Annotated in this window: 27 protein-coding genes and 1 pseudogene; 3 read left to right on the top strand and 25 right to left on the bottom strand. The window is 37.3% G+C overall.

Going from position 1 to position 26,559, the window contains the following annotated elements; genetic code table 11:
- Window positions 1–143 precede the first annotated feature (143 nt).
- The 17 genes from DET63_RS00695 to gpr form a co-directional block, all read right to left on the bottom strand.
- Window positions 144–1,103, bottom strand: coding sequence for a PhoH family protein (locus tag DET63_RS00695; protein WP_002015189.1), 960 nt, complete (start codon window positions 1,101–1,103; stop codon window positions 144–146).
- A 3-nt stretch (window positions 1,104–1,106) separates the two neighbouring features.
- Window positions 1,107–2,306 carry a sporulation protein YqfD gene (yqfD, locus tag DET63_RS00700; protein ID WP_002015190.1) on the bottom strand — a complete coding sequence of 400 codons (1,200 nt, stop codon included), beginning with the start codon at window positions 2,304–2,306 and terminating at the stop codon, window positions 1,107–1,109.
- A gap of 249 nt (window positions 2,307–2,555) precedes the next feature.
- Window positions 2,556–2,849: a sporulation protein YqfC gene (gene yqfC / locus DET63_RS00705; protein WP_002067170.1), complete on the bottom strand. Its 294-nt coding sequence runs from the start codon at window positions 2,847–2,849 to the stop codon at window positions 2,556–2,558.
- 107 nt (window positions 2,850–2,956) lie between these two features.
- The gene (locus tag DET63_RS00710) at window positions 2,957–3,400 is read right to left on the bottom strand and encodes a GatB/YqeY domain-containing protein (RefSeq protein WP_000054578.1); all 444 of its coding nucleotides are present in this window, start codon (window positions 3,398–3,400) and stop codon (window positions 2,957–2,959) included.
- A 15-nt stretch (window positions 3,401–3,415) separates the two neighbouring features.
- Window positions 3,416–3,589: a 30S ribosomal protein S21 gene (gene rpsU / locus DET63_RS00715; RefSeq protein WP_000048061.1), complete on the bottom strand. Its 174-nt coding sequence runs from the start codon at window positions 3,587–3,589 to the stop codon at window positions 3,416–3,418.
- 464 nt (window positions 3,590–4,053) lie between these two features.
- Window positions 4,054–5,406, bottom strand: a complete 1,353-nt coding sequence (gene mtaB / locus DET63_RS00720; protein ID WP_002138376.1) for a tRNA (N(6)-L-threonylcarbamoyladenosine(37)-C(2))-methylthiotransferase MtaB — start codon at window positions 5,404–5,406, stop codon at window positions 4,054–4,056.
- Between the two features lie 6 nt (window positions 5,407–5,412).
- The gene (locus DET63_RS00725; RefSeq protein WP_113935596.1) at window positions 5,413–6,162 is read right to left on the bottom strand and encodes a 16S rRNA (uracil(1498)-N(3))-methyltransferase; all 750 of its coding nucleotides are present in this window, start codon (window positions 6,160–6,162) and stop codon (window positions 5,413–5,415) included.
- Window positions 6,163–6,307: 145 nt separating this feature from the next.
- Window positions 6,308–7,246, bottom strand: coding sequence for a 50S ribosomal protein L11 methyltransferase (gene prmA / locus DET63_RS00730; protein WP_002138379.1), 939 nt, complete (start codon window positions 7,244–7,246; stop codon window positions 6,308–6,310).
- A 28-nt stretch (window positions 7,247–7,274) separates the two neighbouring features.
- A complete protein-coding gene (gene dnaJ, locus DET63_RS00735; RefSeq protein ID WP_002015197.1) occupies window positions 7,275–8,381 on the bottom strand; it encodes a chaperone protein DnaJ in 1,107 nt (368 codons plus the stop codon).
- A 202-nt stretch (window positions 8,382–8,583) separates the two neighbouring features.
- On the bottom strand, window positions 8,584–10,419 hold the full coding sequence (gene dnaK, locus DET63_RS00740; protein ID WP_002015198.1) for a chaperone protein DnaK: 1,836 nt from the start codon (window positions 10,417–10,419) through the stop codon (window positions 8,584–8,586).
- A 26-nt stretch (window positions 10,420–10,445) separates the two neighbouring features.
- A complete protein-coding gene (gene grpE, locus DET63_RS00745; protein WP_113935597.1) occupies window positions 10,446–11,012 on the bottom strand; it encodes a nucleotide exchange factor GrpE in 567 nt (188 codons plus the stop codon).
- Between the two features lie 114 nt (window positions 11,013–11,126).
- Window positions 11,127–12,143: a heat-inducible transcriptional repressor HrcA gene (gene hrcA / locus DET63_RS00750; RefSeq protein WP_002067157.1), complete on the bottom strand. Its 1,017-nt coding sequence runs from the start codon at window positions 12,141–12,143 to the stop codon at window positions 11,127–11,129.
- 133 nt (window positions 12,144–12,276) lie between these two features.
- Window positions 12,277–13,416, bottom strand: coding sequence for a radical SAM family heme chaperone HemW (gene hemW, locus DET63_RS00755; protein WP_113935598.1), 1,140 nt, complete (start codon window positions 13,414–13,416; stop codon window positions 12,277–12,279).
- A gap of 51 nt (window positions 13,417–13,467) precedes the next feature.
- On the bottom strand, window positions 13,468–13,842 hold the full coding sequence (locus DET63_RS00760) for a winged helix-turn-helix transcriptional regulator (protein WP_002015203.1): 375 nt from the start codon (window positions 13,840–13,842) through the stop codon (window positions 13,468–13,470).
- A gap of 189 nt (window positions 13,843–14,031) precedes the next feature.
- Window positions 14,032–15,855, bottom strand: a complete 1,824-nt coding sequence (gene lepA / locus DET63_RS00765; protein WP_002034072.1) for an elongation factor 4 — start codon at window positions 15,853–15,855, stop codon at window positions 14,032–14,034.
- 208 nt (window positions 15,856–16,063) lie between these two features.
- Window positions 16,064–16,426 (bottom strand): DUF3679 domain-containing protein, encoded by a 363-nt coding sequence (locus tag DET63_RS00770; protein WP_061689604.1) that lies wholly within the window; start codon window positions 16,424–16,426, stop codon window positions 16,064–16,066.
- Window positions 16,426–17,529, bottom strand: a complete 1,104-nt coding sequence (gene gpr / locus DET63_RS00775) for a GPR endopeptidase (protein WP_002088693.1) — start codon at window positions 17,527–17,529, stop codon at window positions 16,426–16,428. The genes DET63_RS00770 and gpr overlap by 1 nt, the downstream gene beginning before the upstream one ends.
- A gap of 180 nt (window positions 17,530–17,709) precedes the next feature.
- On the opposite strand from gpr, the gene rpsT reads away from it, so the two are divergent.
- Entirely contained in the window at window positions 17,710–17,967 is a 258-nt protein-coding gene (gene rpsT / locus DET63_RS00780) for a 30S ribosomal protein S20 (protein WP_113935599.1), read from the top strand.
- A gap of 84 nt (window positions 17,968–18,051) precedes the next feature.
- On the opposite strand, the gene holA is transcribed toward rpsT, so the two are convergent.
- Window positions 18,052–19,062, bottom strand: a complete 1,011-nt coding sequence (gene holA, locus DET63_RS00785; RefSeq protein WP_113935600.1) for a DNA polymerase III subunit delta — start codon at window positions 19,060–19,062, stop codon at window positions 18,052–18,054.
- Between the two features lie 348 nt (window positions 19,063–19,410).
- On the opposite strand from holA, the gene DET63_RS00790 reads away from it, so the two are divergent.
- Entirely contained in the window at window positions 19,411–19,545 is a 135-nt protein-coding gene (locus DET63_RS00790; protein ID WP_000997609.1) for a YqzM family protein, read from the top strand.
- 31 nt (window positions 19,546–19,576) lie between these two features.
- Here DET63_RS00790 and DET63_RS00795 read toward each other — a convergent pair whose 3' ends face one another.
- The 3 genes and pseudogenes from DET63_RS00795 to DET63_RS00805 all read right to left on the bottom strand — a co-directional run bounded on the left by DET63_RS00795 (window position 19,577) and on the right by DET63_RS00805 (window position 23,132).
- Window positions 19,577–21,898, bottom strand: a complete 2,322-nt coding sequence (locus DET63_RS00795; protein WP_113935601.1) for a DNA internalization-related competence protein ComEC/Rec2 — start codon at window positions 21,896–21,898, stop codon at window positions 19,577–19,579.
- Window positions 21,899–21,912: 14 nt separating this feature from the next.
- Window positions 21,913–22,470, bottom strand: a complete 558-nt coding sequence (locus DET63_RS00800) for a ComE operon protein 2 (protein ID WP_002088698.1) — start codon at window positions 22,468–22,470, stop codon at window positions 21,913–21,915.
- Between the two features lie 63 nt (window positions 22,471–22,533).
- Window positions 22,534–23,132: pseudogene (locus tag DET63_RS00805) on the bottom strand (helix-hairpin-helix domain-containing protein).
- Window positions 23,133–23,209: 77 nt separating this feature from the next.
- Between DET63_RS00805 and comER the strand changes: the two are divergent.
- Complete coding sequence (comER, locus tag DET63_RS00810) at window positions 23,210–24,037, top strand: late competence protein ComER (RefSeq protein WP_002015213.1); 828 nt, start codon at window positions 23,210–23,212, stop codon at window positions 24,035–24,037.
- A gap of 172 nt (window positions 24,038–24,209) precedes the next feature.
- Here the strand turns inward: comER and DET63_RS00815 are convergent, their stop codons facing one another.
- Genes DET63_RS00815 through DET63_RS00830 form a run of 4 tightly spaced genes read right to left on the bottom strand, consistent with a single transcriptional unit; the run spans window position 24,210 to window position 26,437 of the window.
- Window positions 24,210–24,959 (bottom strand): class I SAM-dependent DNA methyltransferase, encoded by a 750-nt coding sequence (locus tag DET63_RS00815; RefSeq protein WP_002088700.1) that lies wholly within the window; start codon window positions 24,957–24,959, stop codon window positions 24,210–24,212.
- Window positions 24,956–25,312: a ribosome silencing factor gene (gene rsfS / locus DET63_RS00820; protein WP_000653209.1), complete on the bottom strand. Its 357-nt coding sequence runs from the start codon at window positions 25,310–25,312 to the stop codon at window positions 24,956–24,958. Before rsfS ends, DET63_RS00815 begins: the two co-directional genes overlap by 4 nt.
- Window positions 25,309–25,878 (bottom strand): bis(5'-nucleosyl)-tetraphosphatase (symmetrical) YqeK, encoded by a 570-nt coding sequence (gene yqeK / locus DET63_RS00825; protein ID WP_113935602.1) that lies wholly within the window; start codon window positions 25,876–25,878, stop codon window positions 25,309–25,311. Before yqeK ends, rsfS begins: the two co-directional genes overlap by 4 nt.
- A complete protein-coding gene (locus DET63_RS00830; protein ID WP_002067321.1) occupies window positions 25,868–26,437 on the bottom strand; it encodes a nicotinate-nucleotide adenylyltransferase in 570 nt (189 codons plus the stop codon). Before DET63_RS00830 ends, yqeK begins: the two co-directional genes overlap by 11 nt.
- Window positions 26,438–26,559: the final 122 nt, after the last annotated feature.

Genomic DNA, 26,559 nt, shown 5'->3' on the forward strand with positions numbered 1-26,559 from the left:
ATTTCTTCTAGGTAACGATACTTTTTGGACAACATTTTTATCCACTCTCACCTACAGTTTATTTCCCTCGTCTTTAATGATAGTAAAAAATATGTCATTCGCCAACCTTATCATACAAAAAGAAATGATCCTGACAAATAGGATCATTCCATTTTATCATATGCCTCAATAATACGTTGCACTAACGGGTGTCTCACAACGTCCGTTTGTTCCAATGTAATGAACGAAAGACCTGATACACCAGATAAAATATTAGCAGCAATAGAAAGACCTGACTTTACCCCTTTTGGCAAGTCTACCTGTGAGGGATCCCCCGTAATAACCATTTTAGAACTAAAACCTAATCGTGTTAAAAACATTTTTATTTGAACACCAGTTGTATTTTGCGCCTCATCTAATATAACAAATGAATCATCAAGAGTACGCCCTCTCATATAAGCAAGAGGTGCAATTTCAATTACACCACGTTCCATCATACGTTGTGTATATTCTTGTCCAAGAATATCATGTAACGCATCATATAGTGGACGTAAATACGGATCTACTTTTTCTTTCAAATCACCTGGTAAAAACCCTAAGCTCTCTCCAGCTTCTACAGCAGGTCTTGTTAAAATAATTTTCTTTACATACCCTTGCTTTAAAGCTCTCACAGCCATTACTACGGCTAAGTATGTTTTTCCTGTCCCAGCAGGTCCTATCCCAAATACAATATCATTCTTTTTCATTGCATGAATATATCGTCTTTGCCCCATCGTTTTCACACGAATGGATTTACCTTTTGCCGTTTTAAAAATTTCCTCTTCATATAATTCTTCGAATTGAGCAATTTTCCCTTGTTGCCCAAGCTGAATCGCATACGCAACATCTCTTTCCGAAATTGATACACCTTTACGGATAACAACAAGTAACTGTTGTAAGATTTTTTCTACGAGCACCACAGTTTCATCTGCCCCAGATACACGAACAGATTCTCCTCTAGTCACAATCGATACACTAAGTTCTCGTTCAATTACTTTTAAATGAGCATCATTTACCCCAAAAAGAGCGATTGCTTCGTTGGGGTTTTCCAATTGTTGGTTCATTTCTACTAATTGTTCTGCCATTACTCAGTCTCCTTGAATATCGGATTCAGATATTGGTTGTGGCTCTGCAATATTTTCAATCACTGTATAATGTAATGTGACCTTTAGGTGATCCGCCTCAACCTCTTTACTCAAAATGTTATCACTTACAATCATAGCATGTTCATCCAATTTTTTCTTCAGTTCTTTTTCTGCCATCTCTTTCGCTACTTTCATTGCTTGTTTTTCGGTATATTCTCGGTTCGCTTCTTCCTCTTCTCGTACAATATCTTTCTCGTATGCAATTGGTAATGTAAATCCAAATAATTTCACATCATGTTTTACACTTTCAGTACGAGAGCGCTTATACTTATCCTGTAGAAATCCCCATATTTTTATTTTAGTACTCCCAAATTTAAGGAAATATTCATTGTATGAATTACCAGTATACACTTGAAATTGTGTCTTTAACGGAACATCCACCTCAGATTTATACCACGTTTCTCCATATACAATCCCTTTAGCCGAAACAACTGTCGGATTCTCCTCATTACCATACATCCCGGATACGAGAAGTTGCCCCTTTTCTACATGGTCATTTTTCATGACAACCGGCTTCCCAACTTCCACAAATGTTTTTGTAATAATCCCTTCTTTTTTTGCTACTAAGTTTTGTGGCTGTTGTTCACTTTCTTTTTTCGGCTCATTTTTTTCAACAATCTTAAAATGATATGTTGTCCCTCTTATTTCTAATCCCGCCCAAGTAATCGCATTAATATTGTCTGTCAAATGACGTTGAACATCTTCTACACTCGGCATTTGGAATTGTAATTTACCTTTTTTTATACCCATTTTGTCCAATTCTTTCATCAATATATATTCTGTTTCAGGTTTTGCTCCTGTAATTTCAATTTTCCACACCATATTTGACAATGCGATCATTCCGAAAAAAAATATTAAAAACCCAATTAAAAATCCACTATTTTTAATTACACGCTTATTCCAAAAAGGAAAACCGTAACGTCCAATAAAATATAATTTACATTCATTTTTTCTATAAATTGGTTTTATCTTTTTCACATCTCGTAATAACATACAAAAAACTAACGTTTCATCAGCTATCTTCTTTACATCCCAAACGAGTAATTTCTTCCGCACACACTCGTTAACAAAGCGTTCCGCTCCTCTACCTTCAATTCGCACCTTTACATACCCAAGCCATTTTATAAACCATTTATTTTTCATCGACTATCTCCACTACCTTTCTAAAAGTAGATACACTACTTTTCAATTCGATTATCAAACTAGCTCGTACTAAAATTTTAATTAGCAGATTCCTTGATCCTCACTAATTATTAACCTTCACGAGCCAGTTTTTTACGTGGAACTCAATTCCCACCTATCCTCTTTGTACGAACCGAATATTGAGGCCAGAACGTTACTGCCTGTTAATACAAGGTAACGAAGAAAAACTTCACAAACGGAAGTTTCTCCTCACTCCTCTTTCTTTTCATTTTCTAAAAACGTCACTTGTTCAATAATCCCTTCAAGCAACAGTTCTTCTGGAAGGATTGTTTTAATAACAAAGGATTGACCTTTAATTAATAATTGACCATGTTTCAATAGCAATCTTACCTCTTTATCTGAGAACACTAATAATCCTCGATGATTTTCTATATAGATATGTACTTGCCCAACAAGCGTGATCCGAGGTAGATCCATTAACACATCCACTGGCAGGTCTATTTGCTTCGTTAACCAATTCTTCATTTGTTCTATTTTTTTCATCTCAAAAGACCCCCTCTCATCCCATATGTATGAAAAAAGAGCTTGTAATATCACGTCCAAACTGAAAAAAGCATAAAAAAACGTCTCATACGAAATGAGACGCTTTTTTATGCTAATAGCTGGATAACCAGCTTATTCACAAGTGATCCGTCTGTTTTACCTTTTACTTTCGGCATAACAGCAGTCATCACTTTACCCATATCTGCTTTAGATGTAGCACCAACTTCAGAAATAACTTGCTTAATTATATCCGCTAGTTCTTCTTCTGTTAATTGCTCCGGCAAATATGCGCTTAAAATCTGAATTTCACTTTGCAGTTTATCAACAAGGTCTTCACGACCAGCTTTTTTAAATTCAAGGAGGGAGTCCTTATACTGTTTTACTTCACGAGCTAAAACTGTTAATTCCTCTTCTTCAGTAAGAGTATGTTGCAGTTTAATACCTTCATTTTGTAAAGCAGCCTTAACCATACGAATAACGGTTAATTTTTCTTTTTGTTTATTCTTCATCGCTTGTTTCATATCATCGTTTAAACGACCGAGAAGACTCATAACTTACACCCTCTCTTAGAACTTACGCTTTCTTGCCGCTTCAGATTTCTTCTTACGTTTTACACTTGGCTTTTCATAAAACTCGCGCTTTCTTGCTTCAGCAAGTGTACCAGTTTTAGAAACCGATCTTTTAAAACGGCGAAGTGCATCCTCCAAAGACTCGTTTTTACGAACGACTGTTTTTGACATTCTCTTTCCCTCCCTCCGAAACATCACACTTACATACTAATTTCAGCATGCAAAAAGAAACCCTTCTTCAGCATGTCTTTTACGATTATAATACATTTTATCACTTCAGGTCAACTATTTGGCAGAATAAAAGAAGAATAGATGCCCTTACCTGTTCAAAAGCTATGTAGATAGCTATTATCCTTTTCCCCTGAAGACAACTATATTTTTTATCATTACACCTTTTTTAATACAAGAAAGCATTAAATAACTACTCATTCAACGTACCTGCCTTTTCAGTACTTAACTTCTCCACAAAAAAAAGAAAGCATGCAAATCGTTTCCGTTTGCATGCTTTTTTATCCCGCTATTTGCCAGGACAGTAAGACCCCCACCTCAAAATTCAGCGAAAGCAAAGAACTTAGGCGGGGGTCAGGCTGATAATCAGCGGGGATGAACACCCCCCCACTGATTAAAGTTTCACTTTATGCGCTTGCTGATTCTTTTTTTACATCATCTTCAAGAACACGAACAAACTGCGCTTCGTTATATGGATAACCAGCTTTTGTAATTTTCACTTTTACTAGCTTACCAATCAATTCTTCAGATCCTTCAAACACAATTTTTAAGTAGTTATCTGTATAACCTACATATAAACCTTTACGGTCACCATCTTTAAATGTCTCTTCCGGAATGATTTCAAGTACTTCACCTTCAAATCTAGAAGCATACTCTTTCGCTAATTGATTTGATAGCTCAATTAGACGGTGAACACGATCGTTCTTCACGTCTTCAGGAACTTGATCTTCCATACGTGCTGCTGGAGTACCTGTGCGTTTCGAATAAGGGAAAACGTGTAGTTCAGAGAAACGATTCTCTTTAATGAAATTGTACGTTTCCATGAATTCCTCTTCTGTTTCGCCTGGGAATCCAACAATTACGTCTGATGTAATCGCAAGACCTGGTAACGCTTCTTTCAAACGATCTAAACGCTCTTGGAAAAATTCCATCGTATACTTACGGCGCATACGTTTCAATACAGTATTAGATCCTGACTGTAATGGAATATGCAAGTGACGTACAACTACTTCTGATTTATCTAACACTTCAATTACTTCATCAGAAATTTGACTCGCCTCAATAGAAGAAATACGAAGGCGTTTCAATCCGCCTACTTCCGCTTCCATATCGCGCAGTAATCCAGCTAAGTTATACTCTTTTATATCTTCACCGTACCCACCTGTATGAATACCTGTTAATACGATTTCTTTATAGCCCGCATCTACTAATTGCTGCGCTTGTTTAATAACTTCTTTTCCATCACGAGAACGCATTAAACCACGCGCCCAAGGAATGATGCAAAATGTACAGAAGTTATTACAACCTTCTTGTATTTTTAAAGATGCACGTGTACGGTCCGTGAAATATGGTACATCGAGCTCTTCATATACACGTGTTTTCATAATATTGCGGACAGCATTAATTGGTTGACGCTCTTTACGGAATTCTTCGATGTATCCTAACATCTTCTCACGATCTTGCGTACCAACAACAATATCTACACCTGGAATCGCCATAATTTCCGCTGGAGATGTTTGTGCATAACATCCAGTTACACAAATTACCGCATCTGGATTTTGACGTACAGCACGTCTAATTACTTGACGGCTTTTTTTATCTCCAGTATTCGTTACTGTACATGTGTTAATAACGTATACATCAGATTTTTTTTCATATTCAGTTCTTTCATAACCACCTTGTTTAAACAATTGCCAAATCGCTTCTGTTTCATAGTGGTTTACTTTACAACCTAACGTGTGGAACGCAACAGTTGCCATTGATTATCACCCCATCAATTCAAAATGATAAGAAGCGGCACTTAACGCATAAAGCGGAGCCGTTTCTGTTCTTAAAATTCTTGGTCCTAAACTACATGGTACAAATTTATGTTCACGAAGTGCGGTTATCTCTTCCTCCGCTAAGCCGCCTTCTGGTCCAAATACAATCAGCAGCTTTTGGCCTGGTTTAACCGTCGCTAAAGCTTTCGCAAAATTAGATTTCTCACCTTGTTTCGCTTCTTCTTCATACGCAACAAGACAAACATCATACTCGCTACTCATCGACAGCAGTTGTTTAAATGATGAGGGAACGTGTACTTCTGGAATTTCACTTCTATGCGATTGTTCCGCAGCTTCTTTTACAATTTTTTTCAAACGCTCAACTTTTTTATCTGCTTTTTTCGCATCCCACTTTACAATAGATCGAGATGCTTGAAATGGTAAAAATGCAGCTGCCCCAAGCTCAGTTCCTTTTTGAAAAATTAACTCTAGCTTGTCTCCTTTCGGCAGTCCACTTGCAATCGTCACGAATACAGGAAGTTCGCTTGACGCCTCTACCCATTCTACAATAGTGGTATCCACAAATTCACTGGTAATTTCAGCAATTGAACACTCTGCTGTTTTACCATTTACACAGCAATAAATGTGGTCACCAGCTGACATACGCATCACTCTTGCGATGTGATGGACATCATCACCCATTATGCGAATACTTGTCTCATTTACATATTTCTCTTCTACAAAATAACGTTGCATATAATCACCTTAGTAGAGTTTCGTTCCTTTCGTAAGTCAATACTTACGAAAAGAACGAAACGTTATCATTTTCATATAACAAACGGCAAGTCCCTCACCTTATACGGTGAGAGACTCCCCTGTTCTTTATAGACTAAAATCTATATTACGCATTTCGTGCAATAATTGCTACCCAATCTTCCATTCGAAGTACTTCTTCAATTGAAAATCCAGCTGTTTCTAACGCTTCAGAAATTACTTTTTCTTTCGCCCCAATAATACCAGATGTAATAAATAATCCACCTGGCTTCACAACTCTCGCTGCATCTTCAGGGAATAGAAGAATAATTTCCGCTAGTAAATTTGCTACGATTAAATCAACTGGGCCTTCAATACCTTCTAATAGACTATTCTGTCCAACATTGACAATGTCATCTGTTTTATTTAAGCGCACATTCATTTCTGCACTTTCAACTGCAACTGGGTCTAAATCATACGCTTGAACAGAAGCCGCACCTAATTTTGCCGCAGCAATACTAAGTACCCCCGAACCTGTCCCCACATCAATCACAGTATCACCTGGCTGAACCGTTTTTTCTAACGCACGAATACACATCGTCGTTGTGGGATGTGTCCCTGTACCAAACGCCATACCTGGATCTAATTCAATAATTTTTTCATTTGGAGAAGACGGTGTATACTCTTCCCACGTCGGCACAATTGTGAATGTATCAGAAATTTGAACTGGATGATAATACTTCTTCCAAGCAGTAGCCCAATCTTCCTCATCGACTTCATTAATTGTAATAGTTCCTTTACCAATTTCGATGTCGAAAGATGGTAGTGCATCAATAGATGATTTTACACCTGCAACTGTTTCGTGTAAAGAATCCGTTTGTGGGAAATATGCTTTTACCAAAACACCCTCACTTGGATATTCATCTGGGTTAAGTGCATAAATCTCACCGTATTGTTGCTTGCGCTCTTTCGTCAACTCCGCTGGGTCCTCAATCGCAACCCCGCTAGCGCCTGCTTCATGCAAAATATGAGAGACAGCTTCTACTGCTTCTTCTGTTGTATGAATACTAATTTCTGACCATTTCACAATTTACCAACTCCATTTTTTATTTCCATTATTCCCCTTTGAAAGCACGTTTAAGCTTTCTGAATAAGCTATCATCCTGCTCTTCTTGCCCTGCAAATTCACGCAATAAATCTTTTTGATGTGAAGTTAATTTCGTCGGCACAACAACACGAACGACTACATATTGATCTCCTTGACCATATCCACGTACGTTCGGAGCACCTTTTCCTTTTAAGCGGAATTCTGTTCCTGTTTGTGTTCCTGCTGGAATTTTCAGCTTCACTTTGCCATGAACGGTAGGAACTTCAACTTCCGCACCAAGTGCCATTTGCGCAAATGTTATTGGCATTTCGCAAATAATGTGATCCCCTTCGCGTTCAAAGAATTCATGATTTCTCACATGAACAACAACATATAAGTCACCTGCCGGTCCGCCATTTACGCCTGCTTCACCTTTTCCAGATACACGAATTTGTTGACCATTATCGATACCCGCTGGAATTTTAACATTGATTTTTTTACGTTTACGAACTTTACCAGAACCATGGCATGTCGTACATTTCTCTTTAATCATTTGACCTGTTCCTGAACAATGTCCACAAGCTTGACGGTTTACAATACGCCCAAATGGTGTATTTTGTTCTACACTTACTTGCCCTGATCCTGAACAATGTTTACATGTTTCTTTTGAAGTCCCTGGTTTCGCTCCACTACCCTTACAAGTATCACATGGATCCTCCACTGGAATCTCAACGTTTAATTCTTTACCAAAAATAGCTTCTTCAAACTCTAAAGTAACTTGATATTGTAAATCAGCACCTTGACGTGGAGCATTCGGGTCACGACGTCTTCCGCCGCCACCGCCAAAGAATGAACTAAAGATATCTTCGAAACCAAAGCCACCGCCGAAGTCTCCTCCGCCACCGAAACCTTGATTCGGACCCGCGTGACCAAATTGATCATACTGCGCACGCTTTTGATCATCGCTCAATACTTCGTATGCTTCTTGTACTTCTTTAAACTTTTCAATTGCATTTTCTTCTTTACTTACGTCTGGATGGTACTTTTTAGCCAAACGACGATACGCTTTTTTAATTTCATCTTTTGAAGCGCCCTGGCTAAGTCCAAGGACCTCATAATAGTCTCGTTTATTCATAAATTTGCAACCCCCGAATCTTTCACATAAACGTAATTTTAACACCGAAAGAAAGTGCTTTGCAACAAAGTTTCCTCACTTACAGTATGCAAAATAAAAAAACTAAGATCCTCACACATTTCTTCTTATTCGTGAAAAAAGTCAAAGCCAAGGCACGCTTGACTTTGACTTTTTGTCATCTTACTTATTTTATTTCACTGTATTACTTGTCTTCTTTTACTTCTTCAAACTCAGCGTCTACTACATTATCTTTTTTTGCGCCAGCGTCTTGTGCTCCTTGTGCACCTTCTGCTTGCCCTGCAGCCGCTTGAGCTTGCTCGTATAATTTAACAGTTAATTGTTGTACGATTTCTTGAAGAGCATCTTTTTTCACGCGGATTTCTTCAAGTTCGTTTTTCTCGATTGCCGCTTGTAATGCTTCTTTCGCTTCCGTTGCTTTCGCTACTTCAGCTGCATCTACTTTACCTTCTAAATCTTTTACAACTTTGTCTGTTTGGAATACAAGTTGGTCAGCTTCGTTACGAAGTTCAACTTCTTCCTTACGTTTTTGGTCAGCATCAGCATTTGATTCAGCTTCTTGTACCATACGATCTACTTCTTCATCAGAAAGACCTGAAGAAGATTGGATTGTAATAGTTTGCTCTTTGCTTGTTCCTAAGTCTTTTGCACGTACGTTAACGATACCGTTCGCATCAATATCGAATGTTACTTCGATTTGTGGAATTCCACGTGGTGCTGGCGGAAGGTCTGTTAATTGGAAACGACCTAACGTTTTGTTGTCAGCTGACATTGGACGCTCACCTTGTAGTACGTGAATGTCTACCGCTGGTTGGTTATCAGCAGCTGTTGAGAATACTTGTGACTTACTTGTCGGAATTGTAGTGTTACGCTCGATTAGTTTCGTGAACACACCGCCCATAGTTTCGATACCTAAAGAAAGTGGAGTTACGTCTAATAATAGAACGCCCTCTACATCACCAGTAAGTACGCCACCTTGAACTGCAGCACCTAATGCTACAACTTCATCTGGGTTTACACCTTTGTATGGCTCTTTACCAGTTTCACGTTTAATTGCTTCTTGTACAGCTGGGATACGAGTAGATCCACCAACAAGGATAACTTTATCTAATTCGCTTGGAGCAAAACCAGCGTCTTTTAATGCACGACGAGTTGGCTCTAATGTTCTTTCAACAAGACCAGCTGAAATTTCTTCGAATTTAGCTCTTGTTAACGTTAATTCTAAGTGTAATGGGCCAGCAGCTCCAGCACTAATGAATGGTAATGAAATTTGTGTTTGTGTTACACCAGAAAGATCTTTCTTCGCTTTTTCAGCTGCATCTTTCAGACGTTGAAGTGCCATTTTATCTTGGCTTAAATCAATGCTATTTTCTTTTTTGAATTCAGCTACTAAATGATCGATGATAACTTGGTCAAAGTCATCTCCACCAAGACGGTTGTCACCAGCAGTTGAAATAACTTCGAATGTGCCGTCTGCTAACTCAAGGATAGATACATCAAATGTACCGCCACCTAAGTCATATACTAAGATTTTTTGCTCTTCATCTTGTTTTTCTAAACCGTAAGCAAGTGCTGCGGCTGTTGGTTCGTTAATGATACGCTCAACTTCTAAACCAGCGATACGACCAGCATCTTTCGTTGCTTGACGCTCTGCATCGTTGAAGTATGCAGGTACTGTAATAACAGCTTTCGTTACTGTTTCACCTAAGTATGCTTCAGCAGAAGCTTTTAAGTTTTGTAAAATGATTGCAGAAATTTCTTGAGGTGTAAAATCTTTACCTTCAACTTCTACTTTGTAGTCTGTACCCATATGACGTTTAACAGACATGATTGTATTTGGGTTTGTAATTGCTTGACGCTTCGCAACTTCCCCAACTTGACGCTCTTCATTTTTGAAAGCTACAACAGAAGGTGTTGTACGGTTTCCTTCTGGATTTGGGATAACCTTTGGTTCTCCACCTTCCATAACAGCTACACAAGAGTTTGTTGTACCTAAGTCAATACCGATAATTTTACTCATGGCGATTCCTCCTACTTTTATGTAAATTATTGATTTACTTTTACCATTGATGGGCGAATCACACGGTCTTTTAGTTTATAACCTTTTTGGAATTCCTCCACAACCGCGTTTGATTCAAATTCACTGTCTTCGACTTGCATAATAGCTTGGTGCTCATTAGGATCAAACTGTTTACCAACAGATTCAATCGCTTCAACACCTTCTTTAGTCAGCGCTTCTAGCAATTGACGATGCACCATTTCCATACCTTGTAACAAGGATTTCATTTGCTCATCAGTTGTTTCCACTTGCATCGCTCTTTCAAAATTATCAAGAGCTGGCAAAATATCTGAAACTAAACTTTGTGCTCTATATTTTTCAGCAGCCTGTTTATCCATTTGGACACGGCGCTTATGATTTTCAAAATCAGCTTGTAGACGTAATGTGCGACCTTCCGTTTCCGTTAGTTTCGCTTGTAACTCATCTACTTTTTCTTGTAAAAGAGCAGCCTCACTTTTTTCTTCTACAGCTTCTTCACTGTTTTCTGGCGTGACAGCTTCTTCAACTTGCGCTTCTTTCACTTCTTCTACCACTTGTTCGTTACGCTCTTCCACAATTTTCACCTCCTTAAAAGGTATTAGGTATCACGCTTAGCACGATTACCTAAGCATTATATATTACACACAGCAATGAGAATCTCATCACTTGAGCGAATGTATTACTCTCATTTACTTTTTAAGTCCGTCTGTAAATTGTCTTGTAAATAACTGCAACAAACTAATTACACGAGAGTATTGCATTCTCGTCGGACCTAAAATCGCAATTGTTCCTAGTTGCTCTTCTCCAATCGAATATGTTGCAGAAATTAAACTACAATCTTCCATAGCTATTGAAGAATTTTCCCTACCAATTTTCACTTGAATACCAACTTGTTTATGACGCAAAATATCATAAAACTCAGCTTCGTTATCAATCATCGTCAGCAAGGATCTTACTTTTTGAATGTCATGGAACTCTGGTTGCGAAAGCATATTTGCTTTCCCTCCAAAGTATATCTTTTCCGATAAAGGAACTTGAAATGTACCATCTAACATTTTTATTGCGCTATCGTAATTATGAACATACCCACGCAAGACTGTAACAATCTCTTTAAAGATTTTATTATGAAGTTCTGCCATAGGTATACCAGATAGCTTCTCATTTAAAATATTAACCATTTTTTCTAAATCTGATAAATCAACAGATTCCGGAACGGTAATCGTTTTACTTTGCACATGCCCTGTATCTGTTACAATAATAGCGACTGCTGTTTGACGATCAAGCGGTACAATTTGTACATTTTTAAGTTTATTTGTGCTCAATTTCGGACCAAGAACAATGGCCGTATAATTCGTAAGCTCTGATAAAATTTGAGCTGATTGTTGTGCAATTTTTTCTGCTTCAAAAATTCTTTCAGCAAATAAATCTTTAATTTGTACAATTTCATCGGTCGGTAAGTTTTGCGGCGCTAAAAGATGGTCTACATAAAAGCGATACCCTTTTTCAGAAGGAACACGCCCAGAAGAACTATGCGTTTTTTCAATAAATCCTAGTTCTTCTAAATCAGCCATTTCATTTCGAATAGTAGCTGAACTAAACGTAATTTCATCTTTCTTAGCCAACGTCCTCGAACCAACTGGTTGCGCTGATCCAATAAAGTCATCAACAATTGTTTGTAAAATTAAGAGCTGACGTTCCGTAAGCATCTCATCATCACCTCTGTTAGCACTCTTTGTCTTCGAGTGCTAAATCTATTAATAACTTACCAAAATTGACATTCAATTGTCAACGGAAACGTCACGAAATAACGAAACTTTTTCACGCTTATGGCACATTTAATTAATCAATCAAAAATGACTGGAATACTTCATTCCCTAATAGTTTCCCTTTCCTCGTTAAACAAACATGTCCATCTCTGTTTTCAAGTAATCCTTGTTCTTGATTACTTTGTAACTGCTTTGCAAAAACATGATCCATCTCCACATTAAATTTCTTTTGGAATTCTAACTTAGAAACACCTTTTGTTTTTCGAAGTCCTAAGAACAACTCTTCTTCCATTTTTTCTTTCTCTGTCACTGGGTGAACATCTAAATATGGAAATCCTGTCTCATCAATTTTAGTGAAATATTGCTTGAGCGGACCTACATTTTGAATTCGTTCCCCGTTCACATAGCTATGTGCTCCAGCTCCAAATCCATAATACTCTTCATTATTCCAGTATGTGAGATTGTGTCTACTTTCATTATTACCTTTTGAGAAGTTACTAATCTCATACTGGTTATAACCATGTTTCTCCATTTCATCCATTACCATTTCGTACATTTTCGCTTCATGGTCTTCACCTGGAAGTCTTAATTTCCCTTTATTCATTAAGTTATAAAATACGGTTTTCGGTTCCACAATTAAGGAATATGCCGAGAAATGTTGTACACCAAGCGTAAAGGCAATTTCTAATGTTTCCTTTACATCTTCTATCGTCTGTCCTGGCAGAGCATAAATTAAATCTACATTAATATTTTTAAAACCGACTTCCTGCGCTTCTCGAATTGCTACGAATGCATCTTCTCTCGTATGCCTGCGTCCAATCTTCTCAAGTAGCTCATCACGAAACGTTTGCACACCAAAACTAATTCGGTTTACTCCACCTTCTAGCAATACGTTCAATTTCTCTTTCGGTAAATCACCTGGATTCGCTTCAAATGTTAATTCACAATTCGGCGCAAATGGACGCAAACGACGGTTAATGATGTCGAGTAGTTTTTTTGTCTGTTCCATATTTAATGCCGTCGGAGTTCCTCCGCCAACAAAAATCGTTTTCATACTTTCAAACGGTACTTTTTGAACCGTATTTATTATTTCTTTCTCTAAATATTGTAAGTATCGATCAACCGGTTGGCGTTCAATAAATACTTTATTAAAATCACAATAGTGACAAATATGCTGACAAAACGGAATATGAATATATGCAGCTTGTACCAAATATAACTCCTACCTTTCTAAAAAGAAAACCTCCGCACTCCGGAGGATTCTTTACTTCTCTACTGTATTACGGATTTGTTCCATTCGCATTTTTCCCCAATCATACATCATTTCAACGATCGGTAAAAGCGACATACCTAATTCCGTCATATAGTACTCAACACGCGGAGGAATTTCCGGGTATACCGTTCGATCAACAATCCCGTCCTCCATTAACTCTTTCAATTGATTTGACAACACTTTATGAGAAATGCTCGGGAACAGACGTTGCAATTCACTAAAACGATGCGGACCTTCCACACCTAAGTGCCACAATATCACAACTTTCCACTTCCCACTAATTATAGAAAGCGTCAGTTCCTTTTCGCAATTAAAATTACCTTTTTGTATTTTCTCTCGAATATCTTTTCGAATATTTTCGGACATTAATAGTCTCCTAACTCTATATCAATCACTAAAAAGCTCTCTCACTATTGTAAATGAGAGATGCTAAGATGTCTAAAAAGTAGCATATAAAAAAGAAGCCGAACGAACGGCTTCTACTTTTATCACGATTGGTGCGGGCTAATAATTAGCGAAAAATAGAAAAATCTCCACTAATTATAGTTCACTCCATTAGTTATCATCCATTTTCAGTACAGCCATGAATGCTTCTTGCGGCACTTCTACAGAACCAACAGACTTCATACGTTTTTTACCTTCTTTTTGCTTATCAAGAAGTTTACGCTTACGAGAAATGTCACCACCGTAACATTTTGCAAGTACGTTTTTACGCATCGCCTTAATTGTAGAACGAGATACAACTTTATTTCCGATAGTCGCTTGAATTGGCACTTCAAACTGTTGTCTTGGAATTAATTTCTTTAATTTCTCTACAATTACTTTACCACGGTCATACGCTGAATCACGATGTACAATAAATGATAAAGCATCCACTTGTTCATTATTTAAAAGAATATCCATTTTCACAAGTTTAGATGGTTTATAACCAATTAACTCGTAGTCAAATGATGCATATCCTTTCGTATTTGATTTCAATTGATCGAAGAAATCATATACGATTTCTGATAACGGGATTTCATATGTCAATGTAACACGTGTTTCATCTAAATATTGCATATCAATAAACGTTCCACGTTTCCCTTGGCAAATTTCCATTACAGCTCCAACATAGTCATTCGGAACCATAATTGCAGCCTTCACAAACGGCTCTTCTACACGATCGATAGTCTGTGGATCTGGCATATTAGATGGATTATCAACAATAAAATCTTCACCGTTCGTTAAATACACTTTATAAATAACGCTTGGCGCTGTTGTAATTAAGTCAATCTTGAATTCACGTTCAATACGTTCTTGAATAATCTCCATGTGAAGAAGCCCTAAGAAACCACAACGGAAACCAAAACCTAAAGCTTGAGATGTTTCAGGCTCAAATTCAAGAGCAGAATCATTCAATTCTAGTTTTTCTAACGCATCACGTAAGTCGTTATAACGTGCAGAATCGATTGGATATAAACCACAGAATACCATTGGGTTTAATTTTCGATACCCTTTTAACGGCTCTGCAGCCGGACGTTTCGCATGTGTAATCGTATCACCAACACGTGTATCGCCTACATTTTTAATAGATGCTGCCAAGAAACCTACATCACCTACTGTTAACTCGTCACGTTGCGTCGTTTTCGGTGTAAACACACCTACTTCTGTTACTTCAAATTCTTTTCCAGTTGCCATCATACGTACTTTATCGCCAACTTTTACCGTTCCATTTACAACACGGATATATGCAATTACACCACGGTACGGATCATATAAAGAATCGAAAATCATACATTGTAACGGCTCTTCTGAATCACCTGTTGGAGCTGGTACCTTTTCAACGATTTGTTCTAAAATATCTTCAATACCAATGCCAGCTTTCGCTGAAGCAAGTACAGCTTCCGATGCATCTAAACCAATTACATCTTCTACCTCTTGACGTACGCGTTCTGGGTCTGCACTTGGTAAGTCGATTTTATTAATAACTGGTAAGATTTCTAAATTATTATCAAGCGCTAAATATACGTTTGCTAATGTTTGGGCCTCAATTCCTTGCGCTGCATCCACTACAAGAATTGCACCTTCACAAGCCGCTAAACTACGAGATACTTCGTACGTAAAGTCGACGTGTCCTGGAGTATCGATTAAGTGAAGAATATACTCTTCACCGTCTTTCGCTTTATACGTTAGTTGTACTGCATTTAATTTAATTGTAATACCACGCTCACGCTCCAACTCCATAGAGTCAAGCAATTGCGCCTTCATTTCGCGCTGTGCCAACGCGTTTGTTTTCTCCAAAATACGGTCTGCCAACGTTGATTTCCCGTGGTCAATGTGAGCAATGATGGAGAAGTTACGAATTTTGGACTGTCTTTTTGCTCTTTCTTCTTTATTCATCTATGTTCTCAACTCCTAATAGTCTCGCCAATATACACTAGCACTGATTATATCAATAGAGCAGCAAAGATTCAATGAAAACTCGTGCTGCTTACAATACAAATCACTCTATCTATATCTTATGCGAACAAACCATAAGAGACAAACCTTTTTCAAATTAAAAGACAGCTCTCTTACAAACATAAGACAACCATCCTTCCCGCTACCCTTAACTAAAAATTCCTTTTATTGCCCCAACAACTATATCCGTTCCAAACTTTGTCATATCACGAGCAACACTTGCTATCGCCATACCGATACCTTCTACAACATTAAAACTTCTTAAGCTTTCTAACTGTTTTTGTTTTTCAATAGCCGAAAACGTCTCTCCCGAAATTCCGGGTTCAGCCCCAGCGCCTTCTGTTCCTGTCATATGAGCAATTTGTTCATATGACAGCTGACGATATCCCTTCATACTTTTTAGACCATGATTAGCGAGTCCCACTCCAGCTATCATCATAAGCAAACATAAGACTGTACCGCATATACATAACAGCGTAAATTGACTCAAGCTATTTCTGCCTCTTTCCATCAATGTGTATATGCCCCTGTATTATCCTGATCAATCTGATGATGCAGCGCTGCATTTAAACCGCTGGCTATTACATTTGCCATATCCTCAATAAACGCATCTACTTCTTTTGGAGTTACCATTAAATTATGACCAAGAGGAGATAACACTTCATAAATTAACTTTCTCTTTTCTTCTTCTTCTAACGTACCAATAGCTCCTAAAAACATATTTCGACTCTTTTCATCTGGCATATCTTCTTCTGTTAATTTTTTCTTTTCTCCAAATGTAAAACCTGCTGGCAATAAAGAGCGTGACGGTTTGTTTCCTTCTTTCAGTTCCCGGCCAAAATGTTTCAAAATAAAATCAATTGTATCACTCGTAATCGAAACAGCATCTACCACAGTTGGCACACCAATTGCGATAACAGGAATACCTAATGTTTCTTTACTTAGTTCCTTACGCTTATTCCCAACACCAGATCCTGGATGAATTCCTGTATCAGAAATTTGTATCGTACTATTTACTCGTTCTATAGAACGAGCAGCTAATGCATCAATTGCGATGACAAAGTCTGGTTTTGTCTTCTCAATAATTCCGTAAATGACATCGCTCGTTTCAATCCCTGTAATTCCCATTACCCCTGGACGAATGGCACTAACAGGTCTAAACCCTTCTTCCACACTTTCAGGCTGCAATTTAAACAAATGTCTCGTCACCAGTACGTTCTCTACAACTATCGGTCCGAGTGCATCCGGCGTTACATTCCAATTCCCAAGACCTACGATTAAACAACTCGCTTCTTTTGAAACTCCAACCTCTTCTAAGAAATAAGAAAATTCTTTTGCAAAAATACGCTCTACCTTTTGCTGAAGTTCCGTATCTTGTTGTCGTATACCTTGCACCTCAAGAGTTAAATAACTTCCAGGTTTTTTCCCCATCGACTCAGATGCAATTTCATCAATAGTTACTTTTGTAATTGTAACTCCCTCTTCTTCCCTCTCTTTTACAATAACTCCCTGTATCCCTTTTTGTTCTTCTTGGCGCTCTTGTAGCATTTGGTGCGCCTCTACAGCAAGGTCAGTTCTAACACTATATTTACTTAAATCTAATGGTTCTTTCATCGTATCTCCTCCGTAATTCATAGTAAATATCGTTAGATTTCCCCAAGTTATATTAGGTCATTCTTTCCTTTACGTGAAATTTCATTGATATACTATTGCAATTCTCTTCACCGTTTGATAGAATATCACTTGTTCTATGTAAGAATCGAGTCATTCGATTGCACCAGGGAGGTGAAAAGTATGGCAAACATCAAATCTGCTATCAAACGCGCTAAACTTAGCGAAGAGCGTCGTTCACATAACGCTTCTATCAAGTCTGACATGCGTACTGCTGTTAAAACTGTAGAAACTTTAGTTACTAATAACGATCTTGAAAATGCTAAAGAAGCTTTCAAAACTGCTTCTAAAAAACTTGACAAAGCAGCTCGTAAAGGTCTTATCCACCAAAACGCTGCATCTCGTCAAAAATCTCGCTTAGCGAAACAAGTAAACGCGTAAGGCGTTTAAAAAACGATCCATTCGGATCGTTTTTTATATACACAAAAAAGTTCACGTACTAAGTACGTGAACTTTTTTGTGTCACTACATATGATTTAACCGCATTAAGAAAAACTCAAGCACAAGTTTCTTATCCATCTTTCCAGTCTTCATACTATAATCAGCTTCCGCCAATTCTATAATAACTTTTTTTAATTCTTCAAAAGAGAAAAACTTCGTTTGATTCATCGCCAACTTTACCCGGTACGGATGTACACCAATATGGGACGCGATTTGATTTTGTCCGTAACCACGCTGTTGCAACTCTTTCACTTGATGTAGCAAGCGGAACTGACTTACTAATAAAGCTAGCAGTTTAATCGGTTCTTCCTGCTGTGTAAATAATCCGTCTAAAATTTGCATCGCACCAGCGATATCTTTTTTCACCACTTTTTCTGTTAAAGCAAACACGTTTTGCTCAACAGATTTCGGCACAAGTTCCGTGACAAGTTTTGGCGTAATTTCTCCGCCCATACCGACGTATAACGTTAACTTGTCCATTTCCTTCGCCAACATTGTTACATTACTTCCCACAAGCTCTAACAATAAACTAACAGCTGAATTATCAATATGCACATGCACCTCATCCGCACGAGAAACAATCCACTTCTGAACATCCTGCACTTGCATCGCATTTGCTTCTATTACATCCGCTGTTTTCTTTAATAGTTTTGTAATTTTTTTTCTTTCGTCTAATTTTTCATAAGGCGCAACAAAAACAAGAATAGAAAAAGGAGATGGCTCCCCAATATATTCTTCTAAAATTTTTATATTTTGTTCTAATTTTTCTTTTTGTGCCGTTAAAAATAGTGGTGATTTTATTAATATAACTTTACGCTCGCCAAAAAAAGGAAGCGTATGCGCATCCTCAACTACATCTTCTAAATACGCTTCTTCCAAATCGTATGTCACAACATTAAACTCTCGATCTTCCTCTTCAAGCGCGTACGTTGTAATAAGCTTTATCGTTTCATTTATAAAATAGGCTTCCGTTCCATACAGTACATACAACGGAGCGAACTGTTTCTTTTTAATCTTCTTATGTATATCACTCATATTTTTTCCTACTCCCTAACTTGGCAATATATATTTATACTAATGCCCTAGCTTTTGTTTTACAAGTACAAAGGGACGGTCTTTATAACCCGCCCCTTTATTTATATAAAACGCCACACAATAAGCCCCGGATTTCTTATTGGTGTGCGGTAATCACCTTCCCTTTATTATTTACAATAATAATCTTAGTATAAGTGCCAACTGTTAACATGATTGGAAATGAAAAATTCACGCTACTTAACTAACTAGAAAAAGTATACAAATACTCTATTTCACTTCATATGGAAATTGTAGATTTTTTTCTGACAATATTTTATACTAAAATGGAATGTTGGGGAGGGATTCTAAATGAATGATTTTGAACAAAACGTTCAAAGTAAACGCAATGACGCTATTGATTCAGGGGTAGGATTTATCGTCTCATTTGGTTTTTTCGCAACACTTTTCATTATTGCAACTGTTATTAAATTCATCGGTTCTTAAAGGCTGCTGCTTAACGGCAGTCTTCTTTTTTTCATCTTCTATGTGTTTCATCATATGTGATTTTACTTTGAAAGGTTCCTTTTTCTCCATTAAAAACATAGGAAATAGCACCTTGCTTATCCGTACGCCATATATCAATACCCATCTTCTTAAAACGCTCTATAACTTCCTTATGCGGGTGCCCATACCTATTACGCTCCCCCACAGAAATAATCGCTACAGCAGGCTGTACAAGGCTTAAAAATGGATCTGTAGACGATGTTTTACTCCCATGGTGGGCAACTTTTAAAATATTAGCTCGCAAATCAGGATATGTTGATACTATAAACTTTTCTCCTTCTTCTTCTAGATCACCCGTAAATAGCCATGTTAGTCCCCCTAGTCTGGCCCATAGTACAATCGAAGAGTCATTTTCTCCCTTTTCTTTCCCCTTTGGAGCTAATACGAAAAATTCCGCTTCATTTACCCTCCAACCTTCCCCTTCTCCTACTACACTTATCTTCATGCTCTTTTCTAACGCCTTTTTCTTCACCACTTTTTCCAATAAAGCATCTTGTTCCTTTCTCCCAAATACAACTTCTTTTACAATAATAGATGACAGCAAATCCAGCGCAGCACCTATATGATCCGCATCTCCGTGCGTTACAATTAATTTATCAATCGTTTTTATACCTTCTTTTTGTAAAAAAGGAACAAGAATATCATGCCCAACAGAAAATTCATGCTTTTTCTGTTGCCACGCTTCCTTCTTGACAGGAAGGGCTCCTCCTGTATCAATAAGATAAACCTCTTTATCGTACGGAAGACGAATTAATATCGCATCTCCCTGTCCAACATCAAGAAATGTAACACTCCCACTTTCGCGAAAATATGGATATACATAATGACAAGTACTAATAAAAAGAAACACACCCACAACTATGCACAAAATTTTTTTCGTTATTAACCTTTCCCAAATCACAAATATACTAACGATACTAAAACAATATATAGCCACAAGAAATAAAGGAGTTTGACCAAAAGTAAGTCGGATGAAAGGGAAACTTTCACAGTAACTTAGAAAATCATTAGAAATGGTTAAACATAGTGAAAGTACATATGCAATTCCTTTTGCGAAAAATGGAATAACCGGCATACATATAAGAATAATGATGCTACACGGCAATACAATAATGGATAGAAAAGGAACATATATAAGATTGAGGAAAATGCTATAAGGAGAAAAATAACCAAAATGATATAACAAGATGGGGGTACTAGCGAGCTGTGAAATTATAGAAATGTAAATAGAATTTCGAACTATCCCATTACTACGCCCTAATAATATCGGCGCAGATAGTAGTAAAGAAAAACTACCTACAAATGAGAATTGAAATCCAATGTTGAAAATAAGATACGGATCGTATATAAGCATACATATAGCTGTTATACTTAAGGCATCTAGACTAGATAAGCGAACAGAGCACATGAAAGCTACCAATAATAAAACTCCTGTTATAGAAGCCCTCACAACAGATGGCGACGCCCCAGCTATGATCATATACAGAGGAATGCAAACTATAAGGCATACTGTTGCTGTCTCTTTCGTCACACCACTTCTTAGCAAAACAAAATACATTATAACCATTAATAATACGATATGCGATCCTGAAATTGCTAACAAATGTATAAGACCAAATTGTTGATATTGCTCTTCTACTTCAAACGTCATTTGTTGTCGATCTCCAAATAATAATGCGTTCATAAATGCACCTGATTGTTCCGGGAACATTTCTGTAACTTTCGAGATTGTTTGTTGCCTGAGAAGGAAAATCCATTGCACGAGTGACAACGATGTTTTTTGACATTCAGAAATGTATGTCACATCAAATATAAAATGTATTTTTTGCTGATATAAATAATTACGATAATCAAAAACATGAAAATTCCGGGCAGTTTGTGGTTCTTTCACCTCCCCTTTAAATGTACACGATATACCTGCATGTAATTGTTGCAACTGCTTCTTTTCCGAAGCAGATTGTATTTTATAATTTAACTGCACTAAGTTTTTATTCTGATCTTCAATTTGAAAAGAGAGACGATCCCCATTAATTAGAGGTGTATTTTGCACGACCCCTCGTGTAACTTCATAGGACTCCCCTAGCGGCTTATTTAGACTCTGAACATACGTGGTGTACATAGCGCCACTAAAACACGCTATTATACAAAATATGAAGGTTTTACGCGAAGTACGATATAAACAAAATAAAACATAACAAACGAAACAACAAGCAGCCAACAAATGCGATGCGGAAAAGGTAATTGCAATCCCAATTATAAACGAGATTGCAACATAGCCCCATTGCCCATTCAACTCATACTCACTCCTTATAGCATCATTTTCGCTTTAGTGAATACACGCTGTAATTCTTCCATTGATAAATTATCTTTTTCTAAAGCTGCGAATAATTCCTTTAGCTGTAAATGACGCTCTTGTTCCTCTAGCGATGTAATATCGTATTCTAGTGGAACGTGCTTTACTGTTACACTCGCTTGTTCAAATAACTCTACGGCATACGGATGATTTTTATAGTCCTGTGCATAATAAACCGCTGTAACACCACTTTGAATAATCGCCTTACAGCACTGCAAACAAGGAAAATGTGTGACATAAATTTCCGCTTCCTCTGTTTTTGCACCAAACTTCGCACATTGTAATAAAGCATTCATTTCAGCATGAATTGTACGAACGCAATGATTATCAATGACATAGCAACCATCGTCTATACAATGCACACCACCTTTAATTGAACCGTTATATCCACCAGCAATAATTCGTTTATCACGAACAATTGTCGCTCCTACCGCAAGCCTTGTACATGTACTACGTAAAGATAGTAGATGGCTTTGCGTCATAAAATATTGATCCCATGAAATTCGTTCCATATTTTTCACCTTCTTTTTTGTCTACTTGTAGTGTAGCGAAAAAAGAAAAACTTCGTCAATCTTTTATGGAATAATAATTTGATCTTTTATTTTCTCTAAAGACTTCGCACCAATCCCATCAATTTCTAATAAATCTTCTATTTTCTGAAACGGACCATGTTCTTCTCGGTATTTCAAAATACTTTCCGCTTTCCGAGAACCAATGCCTGTTATTTTTTCAAGTTGCTCTTTAGAAGCTGTATTTATTTGCACTTTACCCTCGCTTTTTGAAAAAGTAGCCCCTTCTTGCACTGGCTCATTCTTGTTAGGAACATAAAGAAGCATTTGGTCTTGGACCATTTGCGCCAAATTCACTTTCTTCACATCTGCATCCGGCAACAAACCACCAGCTTTTTCAACTGCCTCCTTCACCCGGTCCCCTTCCTTCATTTCATACACACCCTCTTTAAAAACCGCCCCTTTCACATCAATTATAATTATTTTTTCTGCTCCTTTGTATCCAATACTTTCGGTTTACTTTTTTTCTCCACATCTTTCACTTGAACTTCCGTTGTAATGAGCGATCGCTCTGTTTGCTGATTCGTTTTCCAGAAAAAAAGAAAAATCAAAGTGCCAATAATAATCACTAATCCCAACCATTTTTTCGGAAAATCCCACATCATTTTACACCTCTAATCATAAATTTATAACATCATTCATATTGTTTAGGAGAAAGCTGTTACGAAGGAGGGATGAAACATTGAACATAGGAATTATAGGGACAGGGAACATGGGGAATATACTAATCGATGCATTTTTAGAAACCCGTGCTGTCAAACCCTCGTGCCTTACTATTATTAATCGGACGCCTGCCAAAGCATATCATATAAAAGAAAAATACCCTTCTGTTCATATAGCCAAAACAATCCAAGAGGTAATCGAACAATCCCAGCTTATTTTCATTTGCGTAAAACCGATAGATATATACCCTATTCTACAAAAATACGCTGACCATTTTTCAGACGAAGATTGCTTAGTTTCTATCACAAGCCCCATATCTCCATCACAATTAGAAACACTTATACCTTGCCACGTCGCTCGTATCATTCCAAGCATCACAAACCGCGCCTTATCCGGCGCATCACTATTTACATTTGGAAATAACTGCTCTCTAGAATGGCAACAAAAACTACTTCGTCTATTCAAAAACATTTCTACTCCCCTTGTTATAGAAGAAGATATAACGCGCGTTTCATCTGATATAGCAAGCTGCGGCCCTGCTTTTTTTAGTTATTTATTACAATGTTTCATTAACGCTGCTGTAGATAAAACAAATATTACACATGAAGAAGCCACTACTTTAGTAAGTGAAATGGTCATTGGAATGGGGAAATTACTGGAAAAAGAAATTTTTACATTACCTACTTTACAAGAAAAGGTATGCGTTAAAGGCGGTGTTACAGGAGAAGGTATTCGTATTTTAGAAGAGCACGTTGGGGATATGTTTCATAAATTAATCGAACGGACACATGAGAAATTTGATGAAGATTTAAAATGCGTTGAGCAGCAATTCAATAAACACACATAATAAATACGCCATCGTAATCCCAAACCCTTTTTATTAATACTTATCTTTTTCATGCTACATTTTCACTAAAACTAGCATTTTTACACTTTACACATATCATCTTTTTATTTTTCTAGAACTAAAACTACATCTTTTCTATAAAACAAAAGCAACCTTATCGGTTGCTTTTCTTTTATCCATTCTTCTTCGCCATAAAAAAGATACGCTCTGTTTGTTCTGTCACTTCAATTCGTTCAAAGTCACCTGTGACGCGAAGCACTGTAAACCCAGCTTCTTCAAGCCATTTTGTTAACACTTCAACCGAATACGCACGCTGCACGTGACATTCGTCAAAACGATGATACACATCTTCTTCTGAATCTTGTACAAAGAATGTCAAATCATGTTCCACACTATCTGATTCTTCTCCAGGGAAGCAGTTCCAAATAAGTGATATTTCTTCGCCGTTCACTGTATATGTTTCATTTTGAAATACGTGATGTATTTTATATAAAGAGTGTACATCGAATAAAAACAAGCCATCCTGACGTAAATGGTGGAAAACTCTTCTAAATGTTTCTTGCACTCCATCTTCTTGCAATACATAATTTAATGAGTCACAAAAGATTGTCACACAATCAAATTCACCAGGAACATCGAGCTCTCTCATGTCTTGTTGGTAAAAAGGAATAAAATAGCCTTCTCCCCCCAATTTTTGCTGCGCGACAGTTAACATTTCTTCCGAAAGATCTACACCAATTAAATCATAACCTTTTCGCACAAGCGGAAGTGTTACGTTACCAGTTCCACATGCTACGTCAAGGATTCTTGCCTCTTTCATAGATGCCTGTTGTAAACTTTCCTCTGTGAATTCCACCCATTTATCATAAGGGACATCATTCATCAGTTCGTCATACAGCAAAGCAAATTGTTCGTATTTCATTGATCTAGCTCATCTGCAATATCTTCACGCGGCACATCGCCCCATAGACGCTCTAAATTATAGTGATTACGCTCATCTTTATGGAATACATGAGCAACCACATCACCAAGGTCTACTAAAACCCAACGCGCTTCATCAAAGCCTTCCATACGTTGTACGTTAATTTCGAACTCATGTGCCTTCGCTTTAATTTCACGTGCAATTGCTTGTACTTGCTTGTCTGAATTTCCGTGACAAATAATAAAATAGTCTGCAATCGGTGAAATACCTTGCATATTTAGTACAACCATATCTTCTGCTCTCTTATCATCAGCTGCTTTTGCCGCTAATACTAATAACTCTTTATCTTTCATTTATTAATTTCCTCCTTGATAACTTCATTGTATGTTTGGAATGTTAATGGATAAATCGTTTGATCTTTTTCCATTAAAAATTGAATTGTTCGCTTTAAAGCAAACAGTAAAGCTTGATTTATATCTTTATATGCGAGTTTCCTCGCTTCTTCCACACCAGGAAACTTACGTCCTGGTTCAATGTAATCTGCTACATAAATAACTTTATCTAACATTGTCATTTTTTCATGACCACTTGTATGATATGTAATAGCTTGTAGAATTTCAGGATCAGTAATGCCTACTTCTTTTTCTACTAAGTATGCCCCAACAGGTGCATGCCATAACTCTTTGTTATAGTGCAGTAGATCCTTTGACAAAGCTTCTCTCTTAATAATCTCTTCCATTTCTGGAATCGCTCTACATTTTGCATAATCGTGAAATATAGCAGCCGTCTCTGCCTTTTTCTCATCTACACCATATAACCTAGCAAGTTCAATCGCTGTTTCCATTACACCAACCGTGTGTATATAACGTTTTTCATGCATTTGTTGTTTGACAATACTAAGTGCTTCCTCACGATTCATACAACCCATTCCTCTCGATATATACCTGTACTTTTTCGGGGAGTAAATATTTGCACGTTTTCTTCGTCATATATCTCTCACGTAACAGAGAAGAAGAAACTGCAAACTCCGGAATTTCCACTTTTACGATATCATAAGGCGTATGTAATGTATAACCTGGTCTTGCAACTCCAACGAAAGTCACAAGCTTAAGTAACTTTTCAATGTTATACCACTTCGGCAAATACTCAACCATGTCTCCGCCAATAATAAAGTGAAACTGCACATCCGGATACTTCTCCGTTAATTGTACCATAGTATCGTACGTATAAGATGGGCCTTCTCTGTCTAGCTCTTCTAAACAAATTGAAAAGTATGCTTCTTCCTCAATCGCTATTTGCAACATGTTTAATCGACTTTTCACACTCGTAATGTTACGTCCTTGCTTGTGCGGTGGAATTTGATTCGGCAAAAACCATACCTCTTCCAACCCTAAAGCATGATACACTTCATTTGCAATTAACAAATGTCCATTATGAGGTGGATCAAACGTGCCACCAATAATGCCAATTTTTCTCAAAAGAAACGCCCCTTCCTTTTACATACAGCAACTCTCCCCATACAAATTCGAAGAGAGCCCACTGTTAATAAAAGTTCAATTGGTTTCGCTTTCTACATATCAAGCGTCCATTACGAAATAAC

Origin of the sequence: Bacillus sp. DB-2, assembly GCF_003315125.1 — a bacterium.
GTDB classification, from domain to species: Bacteria; Bacillota; Bacilli; order Bacillales; family Bacillaceae_G; genus Bacillus_A; species Bacillus_A mycoides.

Excerpts from the sequence above, each read along its gene's own strand:
- DET63_RS00695 (WP_002015189.1), bottom strand. The coding sequence starts at position 1,103 with ATGGCAGAACAATTAGTAGAAATGAACCAACAATTGGAAAACCCCAAC.
- yqfD (WP_002015190.1), bottom strand. The coding sequence starts at position 2,306 with ATGAAAAATAAATGGTTTATAAAATGGCTTGGGTATGTAAAGGTGCGA.
- yqfC (WP_002067170.1), bottom strand. The coding sequence starts at position 2,849 with ATGAAAAAAATAGAACAAATGAAGAATTGGTTAACGAAGCAAATAGAC.
- DET63_RS00710 (WP_000054578.1), bottom strand. The coding sequence starts at position 3,400 with ATGAGTCTTCTCGGTCGTTTAAACGATGATATGAAACAAGCGATGAAG.
- rpsU (WP_000048061.1), bottom strand. The coding sequence starts at position 3,589 with ATGTCAAAAACAGTCGTTCGTAAAAACGAGTCTTTGGAGGATGCACTT.
- mtaB (WP_002138376.1), bottom strand. The coding sequence starts at position 5,406 with ATGGCAACTGTTGCGTTCCACACGTTAGGTTGTAAAGTAAACCACTAT.
- DET63_RS00725 (WP_113935596.1), bottom strand. The coding sequence starts at position 6,162 with ATGCAACGTTATTTTGTAGAAGAGAAATATGTAAATGAGACAAGTATT.
- dnaJ (WP_002015197.1), bottom strand. The coding sequence starts at position 8,381 with ATGAATAAACGAGACTATTATGAGGTCCTTGGACTTAGCCAGGGCGCT.
- dnaK (WP_002015198.1), bottom strand. The coding sequence starts at position 10,419 with ATGAGTAAAATTATCGGTATTGACTTAGGTACAACAAACTCTTGTGTA.
- hrcA (WP_002067157.1), bottom strand. The coding sequence starts at position 12,143 with ATGCTTACGGAACGTCAGCTCTTAATTTTACAAACAATTGTTGATGAC.
- DET63_RS00760 (WP_002015203.1), bottom strand. The coding sequence starts at position 13,842 with ATGTCCGAAAATATTCGAAAAGATATTCGAGAGAAAATACAAAAAGGT.
- lepA (WP_002034072.1), bottom strand. The coding sequence starts at position 15,855 with ATGAATAAAGAAGAAAGAGCAAAAAGACAGTCCAAAATTCGTAACTTC.
- DET63_RS00770 (WP_061689604.1), bottom strand. The coding sequence starts at position 16,426 with ATGGAAAGAGGCAGAAATAGCTTGAGTCAATTTACGCTGTTATGTATA.
- gpr (WP_002088693.1), bottom strand. The coding sequence starts at position 17,529 with ATGAAAGAACCATTAGATTTAAGTAAATATAGTGTTAGAACTGACCTT.
- rpsT (WP_113935599.1), top strand. The coding sequence starts at position 17,710 with ATGGCAAACATCAAATCTGCTATCAAACGCGCTAAACTTAGCGAAGAG.
- holA (WP_113935600.1), bottom strand. The coding sequence starts at position 19,062 with ATGAGTGATATACATAAGAAGATTAAAAAGAAACAGTTCGCTCCGTTG.
- DET63_RS00790 (WP_000997609.1), top strand. The coding sequence starts at position 19,411 with ATGAATGATTTTGAACAAAACGTTCAAAGTAAACGCAATGACGCTATT.
- DET63_RS00800 (WP_002088698.1), bottom strand. The coding sequence starts at position 22,470 with ATGGAACGAATTTCATGGGATCAATATTTTATGACGCAAAGCCATCTA.
- DET63_RS00815 (WP_002088700.1), bottom strand. The coding sequence starts at position 24,959 with ATGAAATACGAACAATTTGCTTTGCTGTATGACGAACTGATGAATGAT.
- rsfS (WP_000653209.1), bottom strand. The coding sequence starts at position 25,312 with ATGAAAGATAAAGAGTTATTAGTATTAGCGGCAAAAGCAGCTGATGAT.
- yqeK (WP_113935602.1), bottom strand. The coding sequence starts at position 25,878 with ATGAATCGTGAGGAAGCACTTAGTATTGTCAAACAACAAATGCATGAA.